Genomic DNA, 18,244 nt, shown 5'->3' on the forward strand with positions numbered 1-18,244 from the left:
AAGAGCTGGCAGACCACTGGCTGTTACTAACTTAAAGCGACTATACGTTGACGACCATGCTGCCATCTTCGGCTTGATAACGAGCCCATAGTTGAGAGAGGTTTTCTTTATTAAGCTGTATCTCTTTTTCTTTCAGAAACGTTTCGTTGTGCAGCTTCGAATACGAGCGCTCAGCAAGGTCACAGCTAAATGTAACGATGGTTTTCCCTTTCCCCATTCTAGCCGCAGCGTATAGCGCACCTGCTACGTTCAACGACGAACTGCTTCCTAGAAGAATACCGTCATGTTCCGCAACAAGGCGGGATATCGTCACCAAATCCTGATCGGGAAGCGTGATTGCACGATTGATTTTTGCCTGCCTGAAATTTTCAACCGTTCGCATGATCCCTATGCCTTCCGTGAACGAACTTCCCGTTGATTGATAGTGTCCATTACGTAGAAACGAATAAATGCCGGACCCATTTGGGTCAACTAACCAAGTTTCGAGATTGGGTTGCTGCTCAGATAGATAGTGTGAGTTTCCGGCAATGGTTCCACCCGTCCCCACCACTGAAACTAGAGCATCAATATTCCCCTGTGTTTGCTGCCAGATCTCAGGTCCAGTATTTAAATAGTGCGCTCGATAATTACTGAGATTTTCAAACTGATCTGCCCACCAATAACTCTCATTTTCGACACCAATCCGCTTAGCCGTGTGGTAAAAATGTTCAGGGTTTGCAAAAGGACAAGGGTCGACCAATAACAGTTCAGCATTATAAAGCGAGATCATGCGCTCTTTCTCTTGTGCCTGCCCTTTTGGCATCACCACCAACATTTTGTAACCAAGGGATTTAGCGACCAGAGCAAGTCCTATTCCCGTATTACCAGCAGTACCTTCAACGATTGTCATTCCCGGCTTAAGCTTACCGGCTTCTATTGCATCCATAACCAACTGAAGTGCCGCTCTATCTTTAATCGAACCACCCGGGTTCTGGTGTTCGCACTTAATAAGAATTTCACAACCTGATATATCTGAAAGACTGTTGATTCTAACAAGATCGGTATCGCCAATCAGTTCACTGAGATTGTTTGCAATATGGGCAGATGACATCGCGACTCCATTTATTTGTTGAGGATAAGCTTGTTCATCGATTGGGTTGTCGATGATCATAAGCGTAGCTCTGGGGTCTGCTTAGTCAAGAAGTGCCGGAATTGAAAAGACTCTCATTTTCCAAATAGCAATTATAATTAGGGGTGACCGATTAGATTGAGGGCAAAAAAATGTTTCTAAAAGAGAAAAAACCGGTGACCTCGTTGATGTAACTGAAATGACCAAATTAACCAACTTATTTCAAGACAGTATCGAAGGTCGGTTTCAAGCAGGCGAAGAACAGCAAGACCCTGAGATGTTTAAAAAGTCCGAACTGATGTTTATGTCAGGGGAAGAGTTACCTCGATGCTGGACAGATCCAAACTACCGCTCAGGGACTAAATAACCTTAGCGCTTCCAGAGCACCCGATGAGTCGCAATTTAAGCTCTGTTCTAAAACTGTTTCACGATCGCCTTGTAGGCTATCCCCCTGTTAAAACATTCAGACGCATCTTTACTAGACACAAAAAGCGAGCCACTTGGGCTCGCTTTTGATTGTCTTTTTCTTGCTTAGACTTCAGTTCAGATTACAGAAGTTCTACCGACTGTTGAGCAATCACGAATTCTTCGTTGGTTGGCAAGCTATTATAATCGCACCTATTAACACGGGTTTGGACAAAAGTGTGTCAGCAACTTTACTATCGAGGTGTTGATAAGTGTGTTGATTTCATTGATTATTGCCTCAGTCCATATAGTGATGAAGCGGTTGCTAAAACCTTATTGTATTGATTTTTCCTTGCGTTTAATAATCAATAGTGCCAAAAAAGATACAGCTAATGCCATTATAGAAACGATTGTTCCGATGTTCCCACTTGGTGCAAAGTCCCAATCATTAAAGAAAAATGCGGGTACGATAAAAACTTCCACTGTATATATCCACAAATTATAAATCGTATGAAAAATTATAGCGCTATATATACTCATGTATTTCAGTAGAACTATTGATGCAGTGATACCTAGAGAAAAAGCAACGACAGGGTCTTCATGGCCGTAGGCGAATAAGAGTGACGATAAAATTACGCCTACAAACTTGTTTCTCAAAAGTAAGCATATGCTACTTAGCAAGATAAACCTGAAGAAAAACTCCTCTGATAACGGAGCTAATATAACGGTTTCGAAAAGATAATTTAGTTTCTCGCTTACTTCCAGTTCACCACTAACGAGAAATCCTACGATATAGTCGACTTCTTGTCCCGTGACATATTGCCGGATAAATTCCATATAGAACAACGTGATACAAGCCACGCCAATCGCTAGCACAGTAATTGGGAATACATGATGAGTAAAAGAGGAAACTTGTGGAGTTACTGAAAAGAGGCTATTTTCACTCTTCTTTAAAGTAAGCATCATCACAAACGCCACCACCCAAAAAAGGCCTCGAAGATCATTAAAACCCATGTCGCCCCATAAGTAATATAAGGCAAGTGCCAATATGCTTATGGGTAACGAGGTTTTAAGTCCTACGGTGGGAAAGTTATCCATTTGTACCATATCTAAATTTATTAATTCTTGCATTTAAAGATTACATTTATATCATCCGCCTCACATTAATTTCAATCGTATCGAGATCTTCACGACTAAATAATCTGGTGAAAAACTGGAACAGGATATGTATGGGTTTAACTCTGCCGGATTTTGAGGCACACGCGTTTTAGAGTCATAGCACTGAGGCGTTCTTGTCCCAAAGCATGGCGGCATAACACATCTCTGGACAGAAATCATTTAGACTATTTACTTAAATCGGGAGTCACCGGATTAGTTCAGGTATCTAAAACTCCAAGGTCTCACCATCAGCAGGAATAAGGACTTTATCTGACAAACCGTTTTTATCAATTGCTTCTTTAAGAATTGGTCGAGTCACTGCACAGTGATTGAGTGCCTCCATATGGTTCGCAACCACCTTATTAGGGGAAAGGCGAATAAACTCCATGACCTCATCAATAGACATCAATAACGGTTGACCAACGTCCATACGAGCACGACCTGCCGCGACTACTGTGATATCAGGTTTCAACTCAGTCAACGCTCGTTTTACATCATCGGTTAGAACTGTATCACCGCTAATGTAAATAGAAGGCTCATTGGGGAGCTCCAAGAAAAATCCAACACCATTAGCCATTACCTTGTGAATCCATCCATGGCCGTGCAAAGCCGGAACCGCGGTGAGCTTTCCGTCTAGAAAGTCGATAGTTTGCCAGTCTTCAATTCCCCAATTTACCGTTAAGTCATATTTTTCTAGGTAAGCCTTATCTTTGGCTGGTGTCGCAACTGGGATATTACGACTTGTTAAAAACGTCTCACCTGCCGGATCTAGGTGATCTCCATGTTGTAATGCCTTGATACCAAGTGTTTGACTGTGAGTAATTAAGGTATGAGTAACCTTGTTTAGTAGCTCATCGGCATTACTTGGCATCTCAACGGTTGGATTTTTCGCGGCCTTAGCCTTAATGACTGAAAACGGAGGCATAGAGCCTTTTTTCCCCAACATAGGATCAATAAGGATAAATTTTTCGCCAGATTCAATAATAAATGTTGCGCTACGTAGGTGGTGGATCTTCATAATGCCTCTCTAAACTCACTAACAAGCCATGTTCTCTATGAGATTTAGTATGCTTCTTTCTAGTTTCTTGTGATACTGTCTTGAAAGTCAACATTCGCGCAAATCGAGACACTTGTGAACAAATCAACCGAGCTAATTAAAATTACGATGGTAGCCTTTGAAGGCATCAGTGCTTTTCATCTCTCTGTGCCTTGTCTGGTGTTTCAAGATATCTTTTTCGGCCAGCCGGTTCGGTTTGACTTGAGGATCTGTTGCGAAAACAGCTTGCAGTTTGAAACAAGCTCTGGATTTGGTGTGGTGATCGATAGAGATTTGAGCGCTATTAAAGAGGCGGATATTGTGATTGTTCCAAGCTGGCCAAATGACCTGCCAGAGCCAAGTGAGCGACTTATAGAGGCGCTAATAGAGCATCATGGGAAAGGTAAGCTACTAGTAGGACTCTGCCTCGGGTCTTATGTACTTGCATGTGCTGGCGTTCTCGATGGAAAACGTGCCACAAGCCATTGGGCGTTTTCCGAACAATTTCAGCAGCAATTTCCTAAGGTGGATTTTGACCAAAACCCTCTATTTGTTGAACATGAGACTATCATTACCTCTGCTGGAGTAGCTGCTTCACTCGATTGTTGTCTACATATAGTGCGCCGTTTGTGTGGTAGTGAGCTTGCGAATGATCTCGCACGTAAGATGGTGACTGCGCCATCTCGTACTGGTGGACAGCAGCAATACATACCAGCACCAGTCAACATAAAACCTCTTACAGAGACAAGTATTAGCCTTGTGATTGAGCATGTCGAACAAAACGTCCATCTGCCTCACTCACTAGATGCAGTCGCTGAGCGCTGTGCGATGAGCAAAAGAACCTTCACACGCCAGTTTAAAGCTACCTATGGCTGTACATTTGGTGAATGGTTGCAAAATAAACGCTTGGTGCTCAGCCAACGCCTACTAGAAACCACTAAGTTATCTGTTCCTCAAGTTGCAGAGAAAGCGGGTTTTGGTTCTGACAGCGTATTCAGAAAGCACTTCAAATCGGCTTTTCATGTATCGCCGATTCAGTGGCGCACTACATTCAAGCAATAGTCTTAATTTCATTGAGGGCGATGGGGCTAGATCGTCGCATCTATTACTTTTTGTATCTGAAACCTTGCAAGTTCAATTCTAGGCGTTTTTGGGGCATAAACAAGCCAACACTAACCTCACTAGTTTGGAGCTAAAAAGTGAATTGCAGCAGTCAATGTAGGGAGCGATGAGTGCTCGGCATTCGCGTGCTTTGCGATGGTCTATCCAACATATAAGATCAAAAAAGCGAGCACTAAGCTCGCTTTTAACTATCTGTTTTTAAAGTAAATTACAGTAGTTCTACCGACTGTTGAGCAATCACGAATTCTTCATTGGTTGGGATAACCATTGCTAATGCGTTTAGCATTTCAGACTTACCGATGATGCCTTCAGCACCAAAGCGAGCAGATTCGTTACCTGCTACATCTTCAACGAAACCTAGAATCTTAAGGTTGTTTAGGATTTCACGACGAATTGGTAGAGAGTTCTCACCGATACCACCAGTGAAGATGATGCCGTCTAAAGAATCTAGCGTTGCAAGGTAAGAAGCAACGTATTTCGCTACGCGGTAAGTAAACACCTCAAACGCAAGCTTAGCGCCTTCGTGGCCCTCTTCCATTGCTTCTAAGATGCCACGAGCATCGCTCGTAAGACCAGACACGCCAAGGAAGCCAGACTCCTTGTTTAGAGAGTTAAATACTTGCTCTTGTGACCAGCCTTTCTTAAGTAGGTATTCGATGATGCCTGGGTCTAGGTCACCACAACGTGTGCCCATCATTAGGCCTGAAAGTGGTGTGAAGCCCATAGAAGTATCAACACTGTTACCATCTTTAATAGCACATACAGATGCGCCGTTACCTAGGTGAACAGAGATGAAGCTCGATTTTTCGATTGGCTTGTTAACCATCTTCGCAGCTTCACGGCTAACGAAGTAGTGGCTAGTGCCGTGGAAACCGTAACGACGTACGCCGAAGTCTGTGTATAGCTCTTTTGCGATTGCACCAGTGAATGCACGTTGAGGCATTGTTTGGTGGAAAGCAGTATCAAATACAGCGAACTGAGGTAGAGAAGGGAAAGCTTCAATTGCAGCACGGATACCGATAGCACCTGCTGGGTTATGAAGTGGAGCTAGGTCAGATAGGCTTTCAATTTCGTTCGTTACTTCTTCAGTAATGCGAACCGTTTGAGTGAACTTCTCACCGCCGTGTACGATACGGTGACCGATAGCCACGATATCAGCCGTGAAGCCTAGGTCTTCCATCAGGCCAACCAATTTGCCAATGGCAATTTTGTGGTGGTTATCTTCACCTTGAATGGCAATTTCAGTTTTCTCGCCTTGGAATTTCCAGCTCATACGAGCATCTTCAAGACCAAAACACTCCCCTAGGCCACTTAATACTGCTTCACCAGAAACAGAATCGATTACAGCAAATTTTAGGGATGAACTACCCGAGTTAATAACCAGAACAAACGAATTAGACATTGGATATGGATCCTGTTTCAGTACGAATTGGATGAAGTGTTTACTTCAATTTTAGTTAAGTCCATTATTCAATAATTTTTGAATCTTTCAACTTTTGTTTTGAAAAAATCACTAAATGAACACAATTAAGTTGATCTTGGTCATTAAATTATTTATTTCGAGAGCGGAATTAAAAAATAGTTGAATAAGAAAATTAATGAACAGGTGACGCAAACGAGTGCTCACGTTATTTTTAACTTGATTCAGTTAATTAAAGCGACTCGAACAAATGCAGGTGATCCGCTTGAAAAACAACCACCCTTCCCTTTCGTCTGCTTATCATTACCGATAACTTTTTGCTCGATTTCTCAATTGCTCAGTGTTTGCATCAAAAAGCTCACTGAAGTTGAGAATAGTGATCTGATCTTATTTTGATTGCCTTCGAGCACAACTCTACGAATAGATGCACTGTAACGACGCTTAGATAGCCTTCACTCTTTGTTTTAGAATGTTTTGGTATAGGCTTAGAACGCGATACAGCTAAGTTTTGGCACTAACATTCGTTCTAGGCGCGATGCTTAGTTTCATGGACGAAGCATAGTTACAGGAACGAAGCTTGATTAAAGTAAGTTAGCTACGAATATCGAGCTAACCAAAGCTTAAGTTCAAATAGCAGGCACAAAAAAGCCGAGCATTACGCTCGGCTTTTAAATTCAGTGTCTAGACCTAAAGCGTCTAAGCGACAGGTTGATTAACCTTCGTTGCGCTCTGGACGACGACCACGGTTACCACCGCCATTGCCGTTACCATGGCCACGTTCGCCACGGAAGTTACCACGGTGATCGCCACCACGGTTACGGTCGAAACGACGTTCGCCATCACGTCCGCCAGCAGAGTTACCATCGCGAGCACCATCACGGTTGCCACGGTATCCACCACGACCGCCTTCACGGTTACCACCTTCGCGGTTGCCGCCTTCACGGTTACCACGGTAGCCGCCACCATCACGACCGCCACGGTTGCCACCACGGTTGCCATCACGACCGCCGCCGCCACGACGAGGCTCACGGAAGTCATTGAAATCAACAACTACAGCGCCAGCTTCTTTTTGACGAATGCGAAGTTTGCTTAGCTTACCAGCAGTTTCAGAGTTCATTGCTTTTGGCAGTTGAACGTAAGTAGAACCTTGGTCTAGCTTGATAGCACCGATAGAACCTTTAGTTAGGCCAAGTTCGTTTGCTAGTGCGCCAACGATGTCTTTAACCTGAACGCCTTGCTCACGGCCAACTTGTAGTTGGTAAGTATCCCAATCTTGAGTATTGAAGTTGCGACCACCACCGTCACGGCCGTTGTCACGATCTTCACGACGCTCTTTGCGACGGTTCTTATCACGCTCAATAGCAGCGATCATTGGGTCTTCGCCAACGTAGAATAGTGGGCTCTTACCTTGCTGACGCTTAAGAAGCATTGCAGCTAGAGTAGCAGCATCAACTTCTAGAGACTCTTGAAGAGTAGAGATAAGACCTGCAAAGTTTTCTAGTGCTTTGCTTTCTTTCTCAGTTTCAAGTTCAGCGCCAAGCTTAGCAACACGTGCAGCAGCAACTTGGTCACGTAGAGGAAGTTGAATTTCTTCCATTTGAGACTTAGTTACGCGCTCGATTGTGCGAAGCATGCGAATTTGGTTAGTGCGAACTAGTAGGATCGCTTTACCTTTACGTCCAGCACGGCCAGTACGACCAATACGGTGGATGTAAGATTCAACATCGAATGGGATGTCGTAGTTGAATACGTGAGTGATACGTGGAACATCAAGACCACGAGCTACAACGTCAGTTGCAACTAGGATGTCGATCACACCTTGTTTGATGTGATCAACAGTACGCTCACGTAGAGACTGAGGAATATCACCGTGCAGTGCAGCAGCTTTGAAGCCACGTGCAGATAGCCAATCAGCTAGACGCTCAGTGTCTTGACGAGTACGTACGAATACGATTGACGCGTCAGTTTCTTCAGTTTCTAGAAGACGAGACATTGCTTCGTCTTTTTCTACGCCTTTAACAACCCAGAAGTTCTGCGCTACTTTATCAACTGTGTGGTTAGTACCAGCAACGTCAACTTTAGCCGGGTTACGTAGGTAACGGTCAACAATAGTCTTAACCATTGGAGGCATAGTTGCAGAGAAAAGTACACGTTGTGCAGATTCTGGAGCTTGCTCTAGGATCCAAGTAACGTCATCTACGAAGCCCATTTTCAGCATTTCATCTGCTTCATCAAGAACAAATGTGTGTGCTTCATCTAGGTGTAGACGGTCACGAGTTAGTAAGTCTTTAACACGACCTGGAGTACCAACAACAATGTGAGCACCGCGGCTTAGAGCACGCATTTGGTCAACAATTGAAGCACCACCGTAGATTTCAATAACTTTAAGACCTTTGATATCACGGCCAAGGTTTTTGATTTCCGCAGCAACTTGAATCGCTAGCTCACGAGTAGGAGCCATGATGATTGCTTGTGGTTTGTGTTGGTTCAGGTTGATTTTGTTAAGTAAAGGCAGAGAGAATGCTGCTGTTTTACCAGTACCAGTCTGTGCTTTACCTAGTGCGTCACGGCCTTCAAGAAGAAGAGGAATAGCTGCTGCTTGGATTGGAGTCGGAGAAACGAAACCCATGCTATCAAGAGCTGAAAGAATGTTATCGTTTAGGGCTAATTCATTAAATTGAATTACAGATTCGGACATTGGGATCCCACTATATATAAGTAAACAAAAGGTCCCGGGAGCTCTATCAATTCCAATACTGATCCAATCAGATACTGATTCCATTCAGAGTTACGAAGCAGTAATAAAACACTTCAAGCCATTAGGGACGTCTAAGGGAGGCGGATTATTCCCTAAATGCATAAAAAAATCCAGAAAAAATTGAAATACATCACATATTTTTCGCTTTTACATCAATACTGGTTATCATATCGTCAAAACTTGATGAATATCTCGTCACAGCACCCATCTCCTAGCAAATTGACCTAGTTAAATAAGAGGGCAATTAATTAACGCTCACTTCGCCTTTAAGTAGTAATCAAGCCTCGCAATGATTATAGTGTGCTCAATTGTCCTCGATAGATAAAAGTCAAAATGTTTCAAGATAATCCTCTACTCGCTCAGCTCAAGCAGCAAATCCAAGAAACCCTCCCTAAAAAGGAAGGTACCATCAAAGCCACTGAAAAAGGTTTTGGTTTTCTCGAAGTTGATAGCAAAACAAGCTTCTTTATCCCGCCTCCGTACATGAAGAAATGTGTGCACGGTGACAAGGTGATTGCCATCATTCGCACAGAGAAAGAGCGCGAAGTAGCAGAGCCTGAGGAATTGGTTGAACAAGGTCTTACTCGCTTTATTGCACGAGTTAAGCTTTTCAAAGGCCGATTGAACGTTGTTCCTGATCAGCCGCAGCTCAAAAAACTGCAACTTAAAGCGAAAGCAATGAAGGGTCTAAACCCTGAAACGCTTAAAGAAGGTGACTGGGTTGTTGCTCATATCGTTCAACACCCATTAAAAGGTGACAACGGATTCTTGGCTCAGATCTCTGAGAAAATCACAGACGCTGACGACAAGATTGCACCTTGGTGGGTAACGCTGGCACAAAACGATCTACCAAACAGTGAGCCTGAAGGCATCGACAACTGGCTAATCAACGATGACGCCGATCTTGAACGTGTAGACATGACGCACGTCCCTTTTGTGACTATCGATGGCGAAAGCACAAAAGATATGGATGACGCGCTTTACGCGAAGAAGAAAGAGAACGGTGATTTTGAACTGACTATCGCAATTGCTGATCCAACGGCTTACATCTCTCCAGATGATGCGATGGATAAAGTGGCACGCGAGCGCGGTTTCACTATCTACCTTCCTGGTCGCAACATCCCAATGTTGCCTCGTGATCTTGCTGACAACCTATGTTCACTGATCGAGAACGAAGTTCGTCCTGCACTTTGCTGCACAGTAACGGTATCTAAAGATGGCGTTATCGGTGATGACATTAACTTCTTCGCTGCAAACATCAAATCTCATGCTCGTCTTGCTTACGACAACGTATCAGACTGGCTAGAAACAGGTGCATCAGAGAAATGGCAACCATCAGAAGAGATTGCTGCAATTGTTTCTGATCTTCACCAATTTGCTCAAGCACGTTCAGCATGGCGCTCAGCAAACGCTGTTGTGTTCCCAGATCGCCCTGACTACCGCTTTGAACTGAGCGAAGATAACGATGTTGTCGCTATCCACGCTGACATGCGTCGTAGCGCAAACAAGCTAGTTGAAGAATCAATGATCAGCGCGAACATCTGTGCGGGCCGAGTACTAAAAGAGAGCTTCAACCAAGGTGTGTTTAACTGCCATTCTGGTTTCAAGGCTGAGAAAATCTCCGACGTTCTTGAACTGGTAAACCCGCAAGCGGAAACGCCGTTCACTGAAGAGCAAATCATTTCTCTAGAAGGTTTTGCTACTCTACGTCGTTGGTTAGGTTCTTTAGATAACAGCTACTACGACAACCGTATTCGTAAATTCCAAGCGTATAGCGAGATCAGCAATGAGCCTGCACCGCACTACGCGATGGGATTAGATATTTACGCAACTTGGACTTCTCCAATTCGTAAATATGGCGACATGATTAACCACCGTATGCTTAAAGCACACATCTTAGGTAAAGCGCCAATTCAAACACCAGATGAAACTATCGGTGATGAACTTGCCCTGCACCGCCGTCACCACGGCATGGCTGAGCGTAATGTTGGCGATTGGTTGTATGCTCGCACTCTAGCCAATGCTCCAGCAGAAGAAACTCGTTTCCAAGCTGAGATTTTCGATATTAACCGTGCAGGTATGCGTGTACGTTTACTTGAAAATGGTGCTGCTGCATTTATCCCTGGATCTCTCATTCTTAATAATAAAGAAAGAATAGAGTGCAACGGTGATATGGGTACTGTATCTATCGATAAAGAAATGGTATACAAACTGGGAGACGTTTTAGAAGTAGTTCTCTCTGAAGTTAATCAGGAAAACCGTAACTTAGTAGCAAAACCTACTCAAGTATTTGCGGACTTGCCTAGCGAGCCTGAAACGACAAACGAAACCGAAGCTTAAAGGCTTTAACAGCTACAGCTTTCAAGGTTACGGCTTTCAAGGTCAAAGCTATCAAGGTCAAAAGCTTCAAAGGTTCACTTCTAAAGGCGCTAATTATTAGCGCCTTTTTTGTAAATGTCTCATGCTTAAACAATACTTAAAAAAAACAATCAATAAGCAATCAATTTACAACGTCAAAGAAGCTCACTATGTCATCAATCACAGTTACTCAGTTCAGAAACTTCATTCCCAGGAGACGAGAACGTTATCCTGCCTCTAAAAACGGTATCTTTATAGTGTCGAAAGGCAGCATTTCTTTTGTGTTGCCCAATGGTACTCAAGCCTCGTTGCAAGCGGGAGATTTCACCCTTTACAATTCTGGTCAGATTAAAGACATCACGGTTAACACTGAAAATGGCGAATTCAGCGCAACCTGCTTAGATTTTGATTTGGCTATCTTTCAAAAGTTCATTAATCAGTTCAGCGATTTAGAGTCCGCTCGAATCCCAGACAAGTACATTAAGTTCAATCAAACGGATACTGAGCTCTGTCAGTTGAAAGATCTCATCATGTCACTGGCCAACTCTTCTTCTCAGAATGACTACGCACTCACTCAATTAGGCTTAAGTTTGCTGTCTTTGATGGTGGAACAGTACCCAGCTCTATTGGCTATTATTGCTCGAGCTTCAAGGTTAACCGTGACCCAAAGAGTCATTCATTACATCGAGCAAAACATTGAAAACAATATCTCTTTGGATACGCTCGCCAGTTACATGGGAATGTCACCGGCTACACTTAAACGTCGCTTATCGGCTGAAGATCTGTCGTTCTCAAACTTATTAAAGATAAAACGTATTGCTCATGCAGCCACTCAGCTAAGAACATCGGATAAGTCGATCACTCAAATCGCGTATGAGTCAGGCTTTAAAAGTGCCGCTCACTTCAGCACGGCCTTTAAAACGTATCACGGAAAAACACCAAAAGACTTCCGATCGCTAGTGGCACAAGCACAACTGCAGAGCGTAAAGCCGCAAGTTTAAAGAAACAAAGCGATAGATTGATGTGGACGTCTTAGTTGGGAACTGGTGTAAACCAAGTGGCTTCAATATTAAGCCACTTGGGTGTGGGATGAGATGATTTGGCTTTGGGATTCAGTGGTTGAGTTTTGATACTCATTGATTCAGCTTTGCGAGCAGGCCACCAGCAAACGTGAAAACAGAGTGACTATGACCAGAAGTACGATTTAGGGTCTTTTTCTATTTCCGCCAAAATAGCATCAAGATCCTTCGATTTAGGAAGGTACGGATACGGCCCCCAATTCACAGAGTCGGTTTCGACATCCCCTTCAAGCGGCACCATCACTAACCAACAAGACAGCGACTCATCAAAAGTCACGCAGACGATCTCGTTTGTATAATCACTGTGAGATGAGTCGAGTAGATAATGCGCCTGAGAAAACAGCACACCACCCTCACACTCTTCATATAGGGATTTGCCTAGCTCGACAGGTAAACTTCGATTTCGAGATGTACAGAGCCTCTCGGCCCCAATTAAAAGACGATTCAGCTCGATATGAATGACGGACATAACACCCCTTGTAACTTCATAGAAACTTCTAAGTAGTGAATTCCTCTACTTAGCTTAGGACTCAACAAACATTTTAGCGAACAAGCGTAATCAAAATACCGGCCCTGCTCCCAGAAACGAATCTTGCTTTCGGAAACCCAGAAAGCTACGACTCATCAAGCGAACAGCTATACATCGAGAGTATGGAATTTCACAAAAGTGTCATATAACCGACCTATCATATGCGACAAATGTTATTAACTAGGAGTTGTTTATGTTACGAGTCGCGCTTGCCTCTCTTTTATCCTTAGCCCTGTCTTCTCATGCTGCTTTAGCACAAGAAACCACTATTTCGGGCTCCACTTCAGTATCACGAGTGATGGATGTATTAGCTGAGGAGTACAACAAGACTCACCCTGATAACTATATTGCGGTTCAGGGCATTGGTTCTACAGCAGGTATTACCATGGTTAATAAAGGTGTCTCTGACATCGGTATGAGCTCGCGTTATTTAACCGACCGCGAACAAGACGAGAAGTTGAAGGTATTTCCAATTGCCTTTGACGGCCTAGCTGTAGTAACTAACCGCTCAAACGCTGTAAGCAACGTTACACGTGAGCAGCTGTTCGATATCTACAAAGGCAAAATCACGAACTGGAAAGCTGTGGGTGGCGCAGATCAGCCTATCGCAGTTGTCACTCGCGAAGCGTCTTCTGGCTCACGCTATAGCTTCGAAAGCTTGCTTGGTTTAACGAAGATCATTAATGACCGTCTAGTGTCTGACATCAACCCAAATAACTTGGTTGTAAACAGCAACAGCATGGTTAAAACGATTGTTAACCATAACCCACACGCGATTGGTTTTATCTCTGTTGGTTCAATCGACCGTTCGATTAAAGCAATTACATTTGAAGGCGTAGAGCCAACATCTAAGAACATTGCTAACCACAGCTATGAATTGGCTCGCCCATTCTTGTTGCTGCACAAGACAGACTCAGTTTCTGACGAGAGCAAAGACTTCATCAAGTTCGTGAAGTCAAAGCAAGGGCAAGACCTTATCGAAGAGTACGGCTACACTCGCATTAAATAAGTGAGTGAGTTTTATCTTATGAAAAAAAAGAGAGAGCATTAAGCTCTCTCTTTTTTTTTGGAATCTATATGGTTCGTTTAGAAGTGAAGTTGAATCACTGAAACGATCACAGCGCCAGGACGACGAATACCTTCGATTTCGACGCGAATTTCGCGTTCAATCTCTAGGCCTTTCTTAATTGGCGTTACTTTTGTTAGCGTACTTTTAGCACGAACATTACTGCCCGATTTAACAGGGTATGGGAAACGTACTTGGTTAAGACCAATGTTTACGACCATCTTCGCTGTTGGGAATTGAGACTTGTCAGGGTCAACACTGTCAGTCAATCGAGGAAGCAGAGATAAAGTTAAAAAACCATGTGCGATGGTTGTTTTGAACGGAGAGTCTGTTTCCGCTTTTTCAGGCTCAGTGTGAATCCACTGCATATCTTCAGTAACAAGGCCGAACTGGTTAATACGGTCTTGACTTACATTGATCCAGTCGCCAGTATGGATGACTTCACCGATCTGTTGATTAAGCTCATCAAACACAAGTTGTGCTTCTGGCTTAAGTACGATCGGCTGTTCCATCGGCATCTCTGGTGCATCTTCATTGACAGCAGGTTTATGGTGATCACGAACCCACGCAAAGAAATGGCTATTTTGCGTACGATTAAGAAAGTCGCCCCAGTAATCTCTAAGAGCTGGAGACATCCATTGCATAAACTCTGAGTGTTGCGAAGACATGCTATCGCCTCGGTGTTTAAATAAATCAATGACTTTCATAAGAACCTCAATGCACAAAAAATTTCAATATAACTTCGTAATTTTGAAACACTTCACACTATTGTGCAAATGTTTTCGAGCATACAACCGTTAGCTGAACCTTGTTAAAATCATATTAAACATATACTTACCAATAAAACATCATTTTATTACAAAACCCAAATTAGAGTGTTAGCTCTATCACATGACAAACATTTGTTTATATAAAAGGCGTTTTTATTCATAAGTGGAATAAAAAAAGGCTTAGCGCAATGCTAAACCTTAGTTTTTACAAGGAATTAGTTTTCCGAGGGTTGGTCTTGTAAGAGACGAATCTTACAAGACACTCAATCCCCTATTCGTCATCAAGCGGAACCAGCTTGGTATTACCACCGTGTGCTTTCTCACGCTTACGTTGCACGAATGCGTAGAAGCCAGGGATTAGGAACGTACCCGCCAGTAACACACATAACAGGCCGCCGATCAGTGAAATACCCAAAGAGTTCTGACTCACGTGACCTGCGCCCGCAGCAAAGATAAGCGGGAAGATACCTAAGATGAACGACCAAGACGTCATGTTCACAGCACGGAAACGCAGTGTACCGCCCTTCACCGCTGCATCTTCAATCGGTGCGTCTTTCTCTTCACGCTCTACCTTTGCGAATTCCACAATCAAGATTGCGTTCTTCGCGGCCAAGGCTATCAAGAGAACCAAACCTATTTGTGCATAAAGGTTCAGCGGAGTGCCCGTTAGATTCAATGCCAAGAAGGAGCCTAAGGTTGCGACAGGTACCACGAGGATAATCGCAATCGGAATTGTCCAACTCTCGTATTGAGCCACCATAAACAGGTAGATGAAGATCAGAGCCAGTGCGAAAGCAAAGATCGCTTGGTTACCTGCTAGTACTTCTTGGTAAGCCATGCCTGTCCATTCGTACTGATACCCCTGAGGCAATACTTCTGCAGCTACACGTTCCATTGCCGCAATCGCATCACCACTTGAGTAACCTTCTGCAGGTTGACCTTGAATCACGGCACTGCGGTACATGTTGTAACGCCATGCTACATCTGGTTCGAAGATCTGATCGTAAGTCACCAATGTGCTTAACGGGATCATCTCGCCATTAGACGAACGAACGTGGAATCGTTGTAGGTCGTCCATGCTGCTACGGTGTTCACTGTCAGCTTGCATGGTTACGCGGAAGTTCTTACCAAACATGGTGAAGTCGTTCACGTACAACGAACCAAGGTTACCTTGTAGTGTTTGGAAAATTTCCGACAACGGAATACCTAATTGCTGCGCTTTCTCACGGTCAATATCGACATAGTAGTGAGGTACGTTCGCACGGAAAGTACTGAATGTGTGTGAAATCTCAGGCTGTTTGCTCGCCTCAGCTATCACGTCATTCATCACCATAGCAAGATCAGTACGGCTTCGGCCTAGCGTATCTTCAAGTACAAACTCGAAACCAGACGCGGCCCCCATGCCCGGAACTGCAGGAGGCCCCATCGCAAACACGACAGCTTGAGGAAGTTCAGTCGCAGCACGACCATTAATACGCTGTGAGATAGCCTGAGCAGAGTGTTGACCATCCAGTGCATTACGCATGTCCCAATCGTGAAGCTTGATGAACATTGACGCACCATTCGACGCAGAAGCGCCTGTCATAAATGCGTAGCCGTTAACCAGTGTTACGCCATCAACACCCGGCTCTTGTTCAACCATTTCAAGCAGCTGCTTAGTCACTTCTTCGGTTCGAGACAAGGATGCCGCGTCAGGAAGCTGAACGTTAACCAGCAAAATGCCTTTATCTTCTTGAGGTACAAACGCCGTAGACGTTGTCTTCGCAAAATAAGTCACAGCCGCCAAAGCCACAAAGAAGAAAGTGAACAGCAGAACGCCTTTCTTAACTAAGAAGCCAGCCACTTGACCGTATTTGTTAGTAACAGACTCTAGACCACGGTTAAATGCTTGGTACCAACGCGCCGTGTTACCACCACCCTGCTTAAGAACCAGTGAACACAATGCAGGTGATAGCGTTAATGCGTTAATTGAAGAGATAACAACCGCGATACAGATAGTCAGAGCGAACTGACGGTACATGATGCCAGTAATACCAGGAAGCATTGCAACAGGGATGAATACCGCAAGTAGAACCAAGGTCGACGTAATGATCGGCCCCGTTACTTCTTTCATCGCAATAAGCGTGGCTTTACGCGGTGAAATGGTTGGGTCTTTAGCCATTGTGGTATCAACGTTCTCGATAACCAAGATCGCATCATCTACTACGATACCAATCGCTAGTATCAAACCAAACAGGGTTACCGTGTTGATGGTGAAACCCGTCATCTGCATGATGGCAAACGTACCAATCAAAGATACCGGAATCGCAACTACAGGAATCAAGGTTGCACGCGCACTACCCAAGAACAGGTACGTTACCGCAATAACCAGCAAGATGGCTTCGATTAAGGTCTTTACTACCCCTTTGATCGACTCAGCAACAAACAGTGTAGTGTCGTAACTTGCTTCATACGCCACGCCTTCTGGGAAGTTCTTGCTTAAGTTTTCCAGCATCGCCATCACAGCTTTGCCACTTTCCAGCGCGTTAGCGTCTGATTGAAGTGACAGCGTTACGATCGACGCATCTTGACCACGGTATTTACCATTACCGTCGTAGAACTTTTTACCAAGCTCAACACGTGCAATGTCTTTTAAGTAAACCGTTGAACCGTCTTGAGTTGCACGAAGAACAACATTTTCAAACTCATCAGCTGTTTCTAATCGGCCTTTTGTTACCAAGTTGAACTGCACTTCTTGTGCGTTGTTATAAGGTGCAGCACCAATACGGCCTGCAGCAACTTGAACGTTCTGCTCTGCCAACGCGCGATTCACGTCTGAAGTGGTGATATTGAGGTTAGCCATTTTCTCAGGATCTAACCAAACACGCATCGCGTATTCACCACCACCCAACACGTTAACTTCACTGATGCCCTTCACACGAGCCAGTTGGTCTTTAATGTTTAGGTTAACGTAGTTGATCAAGAATTGATCGTCGTACTCACCGTTTGGCGAATAGAAGTTCAATACCATCAAAAGGTCTGGTGAACGCTTTTTAACGGTGACACCCACCATTCGAACTTCTTGCGGAAGCTTCGATTCGATTTGAGCAACTCGGTTCTGAACGTTGACCTGAGCCATATCTGGGTCAGTACCAACATCAAAGGTCACATTAAGGTTGTATGAACCATCGTTAGCGCTTTTAGAAGACATGTAGATCATATCTTCAACGCCGTTAACCGACGTTTCTATGGGGTCGGCTATCGCCTGTTCCACCACTTCAGCACTTGCGCCCGTGTAGAATGCCGACACACTGACCGACGGTGGACTAATTTTTGGATATTCAGCCACTGGCAAGATAGCGAGAGAAATCGCACCCGCCAGCGTTAAGATTATGGATATAACAAGGGCGAACTTAGGCCTTTGAATAAAGAAACGACTTAACATAAATAGTCCCC

The 18,244-nt window shown here is 44.1% G+C and carries 13 protein-coding genes; 5 read left to right on the plus strand and 8 right to left on the minus strand.

The window, feature by feature from the left end; genetic code table 11:
• Nucleotides 1–40: 40 nt before the first annotated feature.
• Nucleotides 41–1,090, minus strand: a complete 1,050-nt coding sequence (locus AB4323_RS12810) for a cysteine synthase A (protein WP_372100347.1) — start codon at nucleotides 1,088–1,090, stop codon at nucleotides 41–43.
• Between the two features lie 217 nt (nucleotides 1,091–1,307).
• Here AB4323_RS12810 and AB4323_RS12815 point away from each other — a divergent pair, with 217 nt between their 5' ends.
• Nucleotides 1,308–1,475 (plus strand): hypothetical protein, encoded by a 168-nt coding sequence (locus AB4323_RS12815; RefSeq protein WP_017062447.1) that lies wholly within the window; start codon nucleotides 1,308–1,310, stop codon nucleotides 1,473–1,475.
• Nucleotides 1,476–1,846: 371 nt separating this feature from the next.
• Here the strand turns inward: AB4323_RS12815 and AB4323_RS12820 are convergent, their stop codons facing one another.
• The gene (locus AB4323_RS12820; protein ID WP_017064369.1) at nucleotides 1,847–2,644 is read right to left on the minus strand and encodes a CPBP family intramembrane glutamic endopeptidase; all 798 of its coding nucleotides are present in this window, start codon (nucleotides 2,642–2,644) and stop codon (nucleotides 1,847–1,849) included.
• Nucleotides 2,645–2,897: 253 nt separating this feature from the next.
• Entirely contained in the window at nucleotides 2,898–3,689 is a 792-nt protein-coding gene (locus AB4323_RS12825; RefSeq protein ID WP_017068423.1) for an MBL fold metallo-hydrolase, read from the minus strand.
• 114 nt (nucleotides 3,690–3,803) lie between these two features.
• On the opposite strand from AB4323_RS12825, the gene AB4323_RS12830 reads away from it, so the two are divergent.
• On the plus strand, nucleotides 3,804–4,769 hold the full coding sequence (locus AB4323_RS12830; RefSeq protein ID WP_372152641.1) for a GlxA family transcriptional regulator: 966 nt from the start codon (nucleotides 3,804–3,806) through the stop codon (nucleotides 4,767–4,769).
• Between the two features lie 268 nt (nucleotides 4,770–5,037).
• Here the strand turns inward: AB4323_RS12830 and AB4323_RS12835 are convergent, their stop codons facing one another.
• Together AB4323_RS12835 and AB4323_RS12840 are read right to left on the minus strand one after the other, a co-directional pair.
• A complete protein-coding gene (locus tag AB4323_RS12835) occupies nucleotides 5,038–6,231 on the minus strand; it encodes an acetate/propionate family kinase (RefSeq protein ID WP_017068414.1) in 1,194 nt (397 codons plus the stop codon).
• Between the two features lie 730 nt (nucleotides 6,232–6,961).
• Nucleotides 6,962–9,031: a DEAD/DEAH box helicase gene (locus AB4323_RS12840; protein ID WP_080582207.1), complete on the minus strand. Its 2,070-nt coding sequence runs from the start codon at nucleotides 9,029–9,031 to the stop codon at nucleotides 6,962–6,964.
• Between the two features lie 309 nt (nucleotides 9,032–9,340).
• Here AB4323_RS12840 and rnb point away from each other — a divergent pair, with 309 nt between their 5' ends.
• Together rnb and AB4323_RS12850 are read left to right on the plus strand one after the other, a co-directional pair.
• The gene (gene rnb / locus AB4323_RS12845; protein WP_372152642.1) at nucleotides 9,341–11,347 is read left to right on the plus strand and encodes an exoribonuclease II; all 2,007 of its coding nucleotides are present in this window, start codon (nucleotides 9,341–9,343) and stop codon (nucleotides 11,345–11,347) included.
• 188 nt (nucleotides 11,348–11,535) lie between these two features.
• Nucleotides 11,536–12,366: an AraC family transcriptional regulator gene (locus AB4323_RS12850; protein ID WP_017064362.1), complete on the plus strand. Its 831-nt coding sequence runs from the start codon at nucleotides 11,536–11,538 to the stop codon at nucleotides 12,364–12,366.
• A gap of 184 nt (nucleotides 12,367–12,550) precedes the next feature.
• Here the strand turns inward: AB4323_RS12850 and AB4323_RS12855 are convergent, their stop codons facing one another.
• On the minus strand, nucleotides 12,551–12,913 hold the full coding sequence (locus tag AB4323_RS12855; protein WP_017059495.1) for a DUF3024 domain-containing protein: 363 nt from the start codon (nucleotides 12,911–12,913) through the stop codon (nucleotides 12,551–12,553).
• Between the two features lie 253 nt (nucleotides 12,914–13,166).
• On the opposite strand from AB4323_RS12855, the gene AB4323_RS12860 reads away from it, so the two are divergent.
• Complete coding sequence (locus tag AB4323_RS12860) at nucleotides 13,167–13,982, plus strand: phosphate ABC transporter substrate-binding protein (protein ID WP_017064361.1); 816 nt, start codon at nucleotides 13,167–13,169, stop codon at nucleotides 13,980–13,982.
• 77 nt (nucleotides 13,983–14,059) lie between these two features.
• Here the strand turns inward: AB4323_RS12860 and AB4323_RS12865 are convergent, their stop codons facing one another.
• Both AB4323_RS12865 and AB4323_RS12870 read right to left on the minus strand, forming a co-directional pair.
• Nucleotides 14,060–14,746, minus strand: coding sequence for a MaoC family dehydratase (locus AB4323_RS12865; RefSeq protein WP_102428002.1), 687 nt, complete (start codon nucleotides 14,744–14,746; stop codon nucleotides 14,060–14,062).
• A gap of 334 nt (nucleotides 14,747–15,080) precedes the next feature.
• Nucleotides 15,081–18,233, minus strand: a complete 3,153-nt coding sequence (locus AB4323_RS12870) for an efflux RND transporter permease subunit (protein ID WP_017064360.1) — start codon at nucleotides 18,231–18,233, stop codon at nucleotides 15,081–15,083.
• Nucleotides 18,234–18,244: the final 11 nt, after the last annotated feature.

It is taken from the genome of Vibrio sp. 10N.261.52.C11, from assembly GCF_041471405.1.
Taxonomy (GTDB): Bacteria; Pseudomonadota; Gammaproteobacteria; order Enterobacterales; family Vibrionaceae; genus Vibrio; species Vibrio crassostreae_C.

Bases quoted from the DNA above. Each gene is read 5' to 3' on its own strand.
- AB4323_RS12810 (WP_372100347.1), bottom strand. From the start codon at position 1,090: ATGTCATCTGCCCATATTGCAAACAATCTCAGTGAACTGATTGGCGAT.
- AB4323_RS12815 (WP_017062447.1), top strand. From the start codon at position 1,308: ATGACCAAATTAACCAACTTATTTCAAGACAGTATCGAAGGTCGGTTT.
- AB4323_RS12820 (WP_017064369.1), bottom strand. From the start codon at position 2,644: ATGCAAGAATTAATAAATTTAGATATGGTACAAATGGATAACTTTCCC.
- AB4323_RS12825 (WP_017068423.1), bottom strand. From the start codon at position 3,689: ATGAAGATCCACCACCTACGTAGCGCAACATTTATTATTGAATCTGGC.
- AB4323_RS12835 (WP_017068414.1), bottom strand. From the start codon at position 6,231: ATGTCTAATTCGTTTGTTCTGGTTATTAACTCGGGTAGTTCATCCCTA.
- AB4323_RS12840 (WP_080582207.1), bottom strand. From the start codon at position 9,031: ATGGAATCAGTATCTGATTGGATCAGTATTGGAATTGATAGAGCTCCC.
- rnb (WP_372152642.1), top strand. From the start codon at position 9,341: ATGTTTCAAGATAATCCTCTACTCGCTCAGCTCAAGCAGCAAATCCAA.
- AB4323_RS12850 (WP_017064362.1), top strand. From the start codon at position 11,536: ATGTCATCAATCACAGTTACTCAGTTCAGAAACTTCATTCCCAGGAGA.
- AB4323_RS12855 (WP_017059495.1), bottom strand. From the start codon at position 12,913: ATGTCCGTCATTCATATCGAGCTGAATCGTCTTTTAATTGGGGCCGAG.
- AB4323_RS12860 (WP_017064361.1), top strand. From the start codon at position 13,167: ATGTTACGAGTCGCGCTTGCCTCTCTTTTATCCTTAGCCCTGTCTTCT.
- AB4323_RS12865 (WP_102428002.1), bottom strand. From the start codon at position 14,746: ATGAAAGTCATTGATTTATTTAAACACCGAGGCGATAGCATGTCTTCG.
- AB4323_RS12870 (WP_017064360.1), bottom strand. From the start codon at position 18,233: ATGTTAAGTCGTTTCTTTATTCAAAGGCCTAAGTTCGCCCTTGTTATA.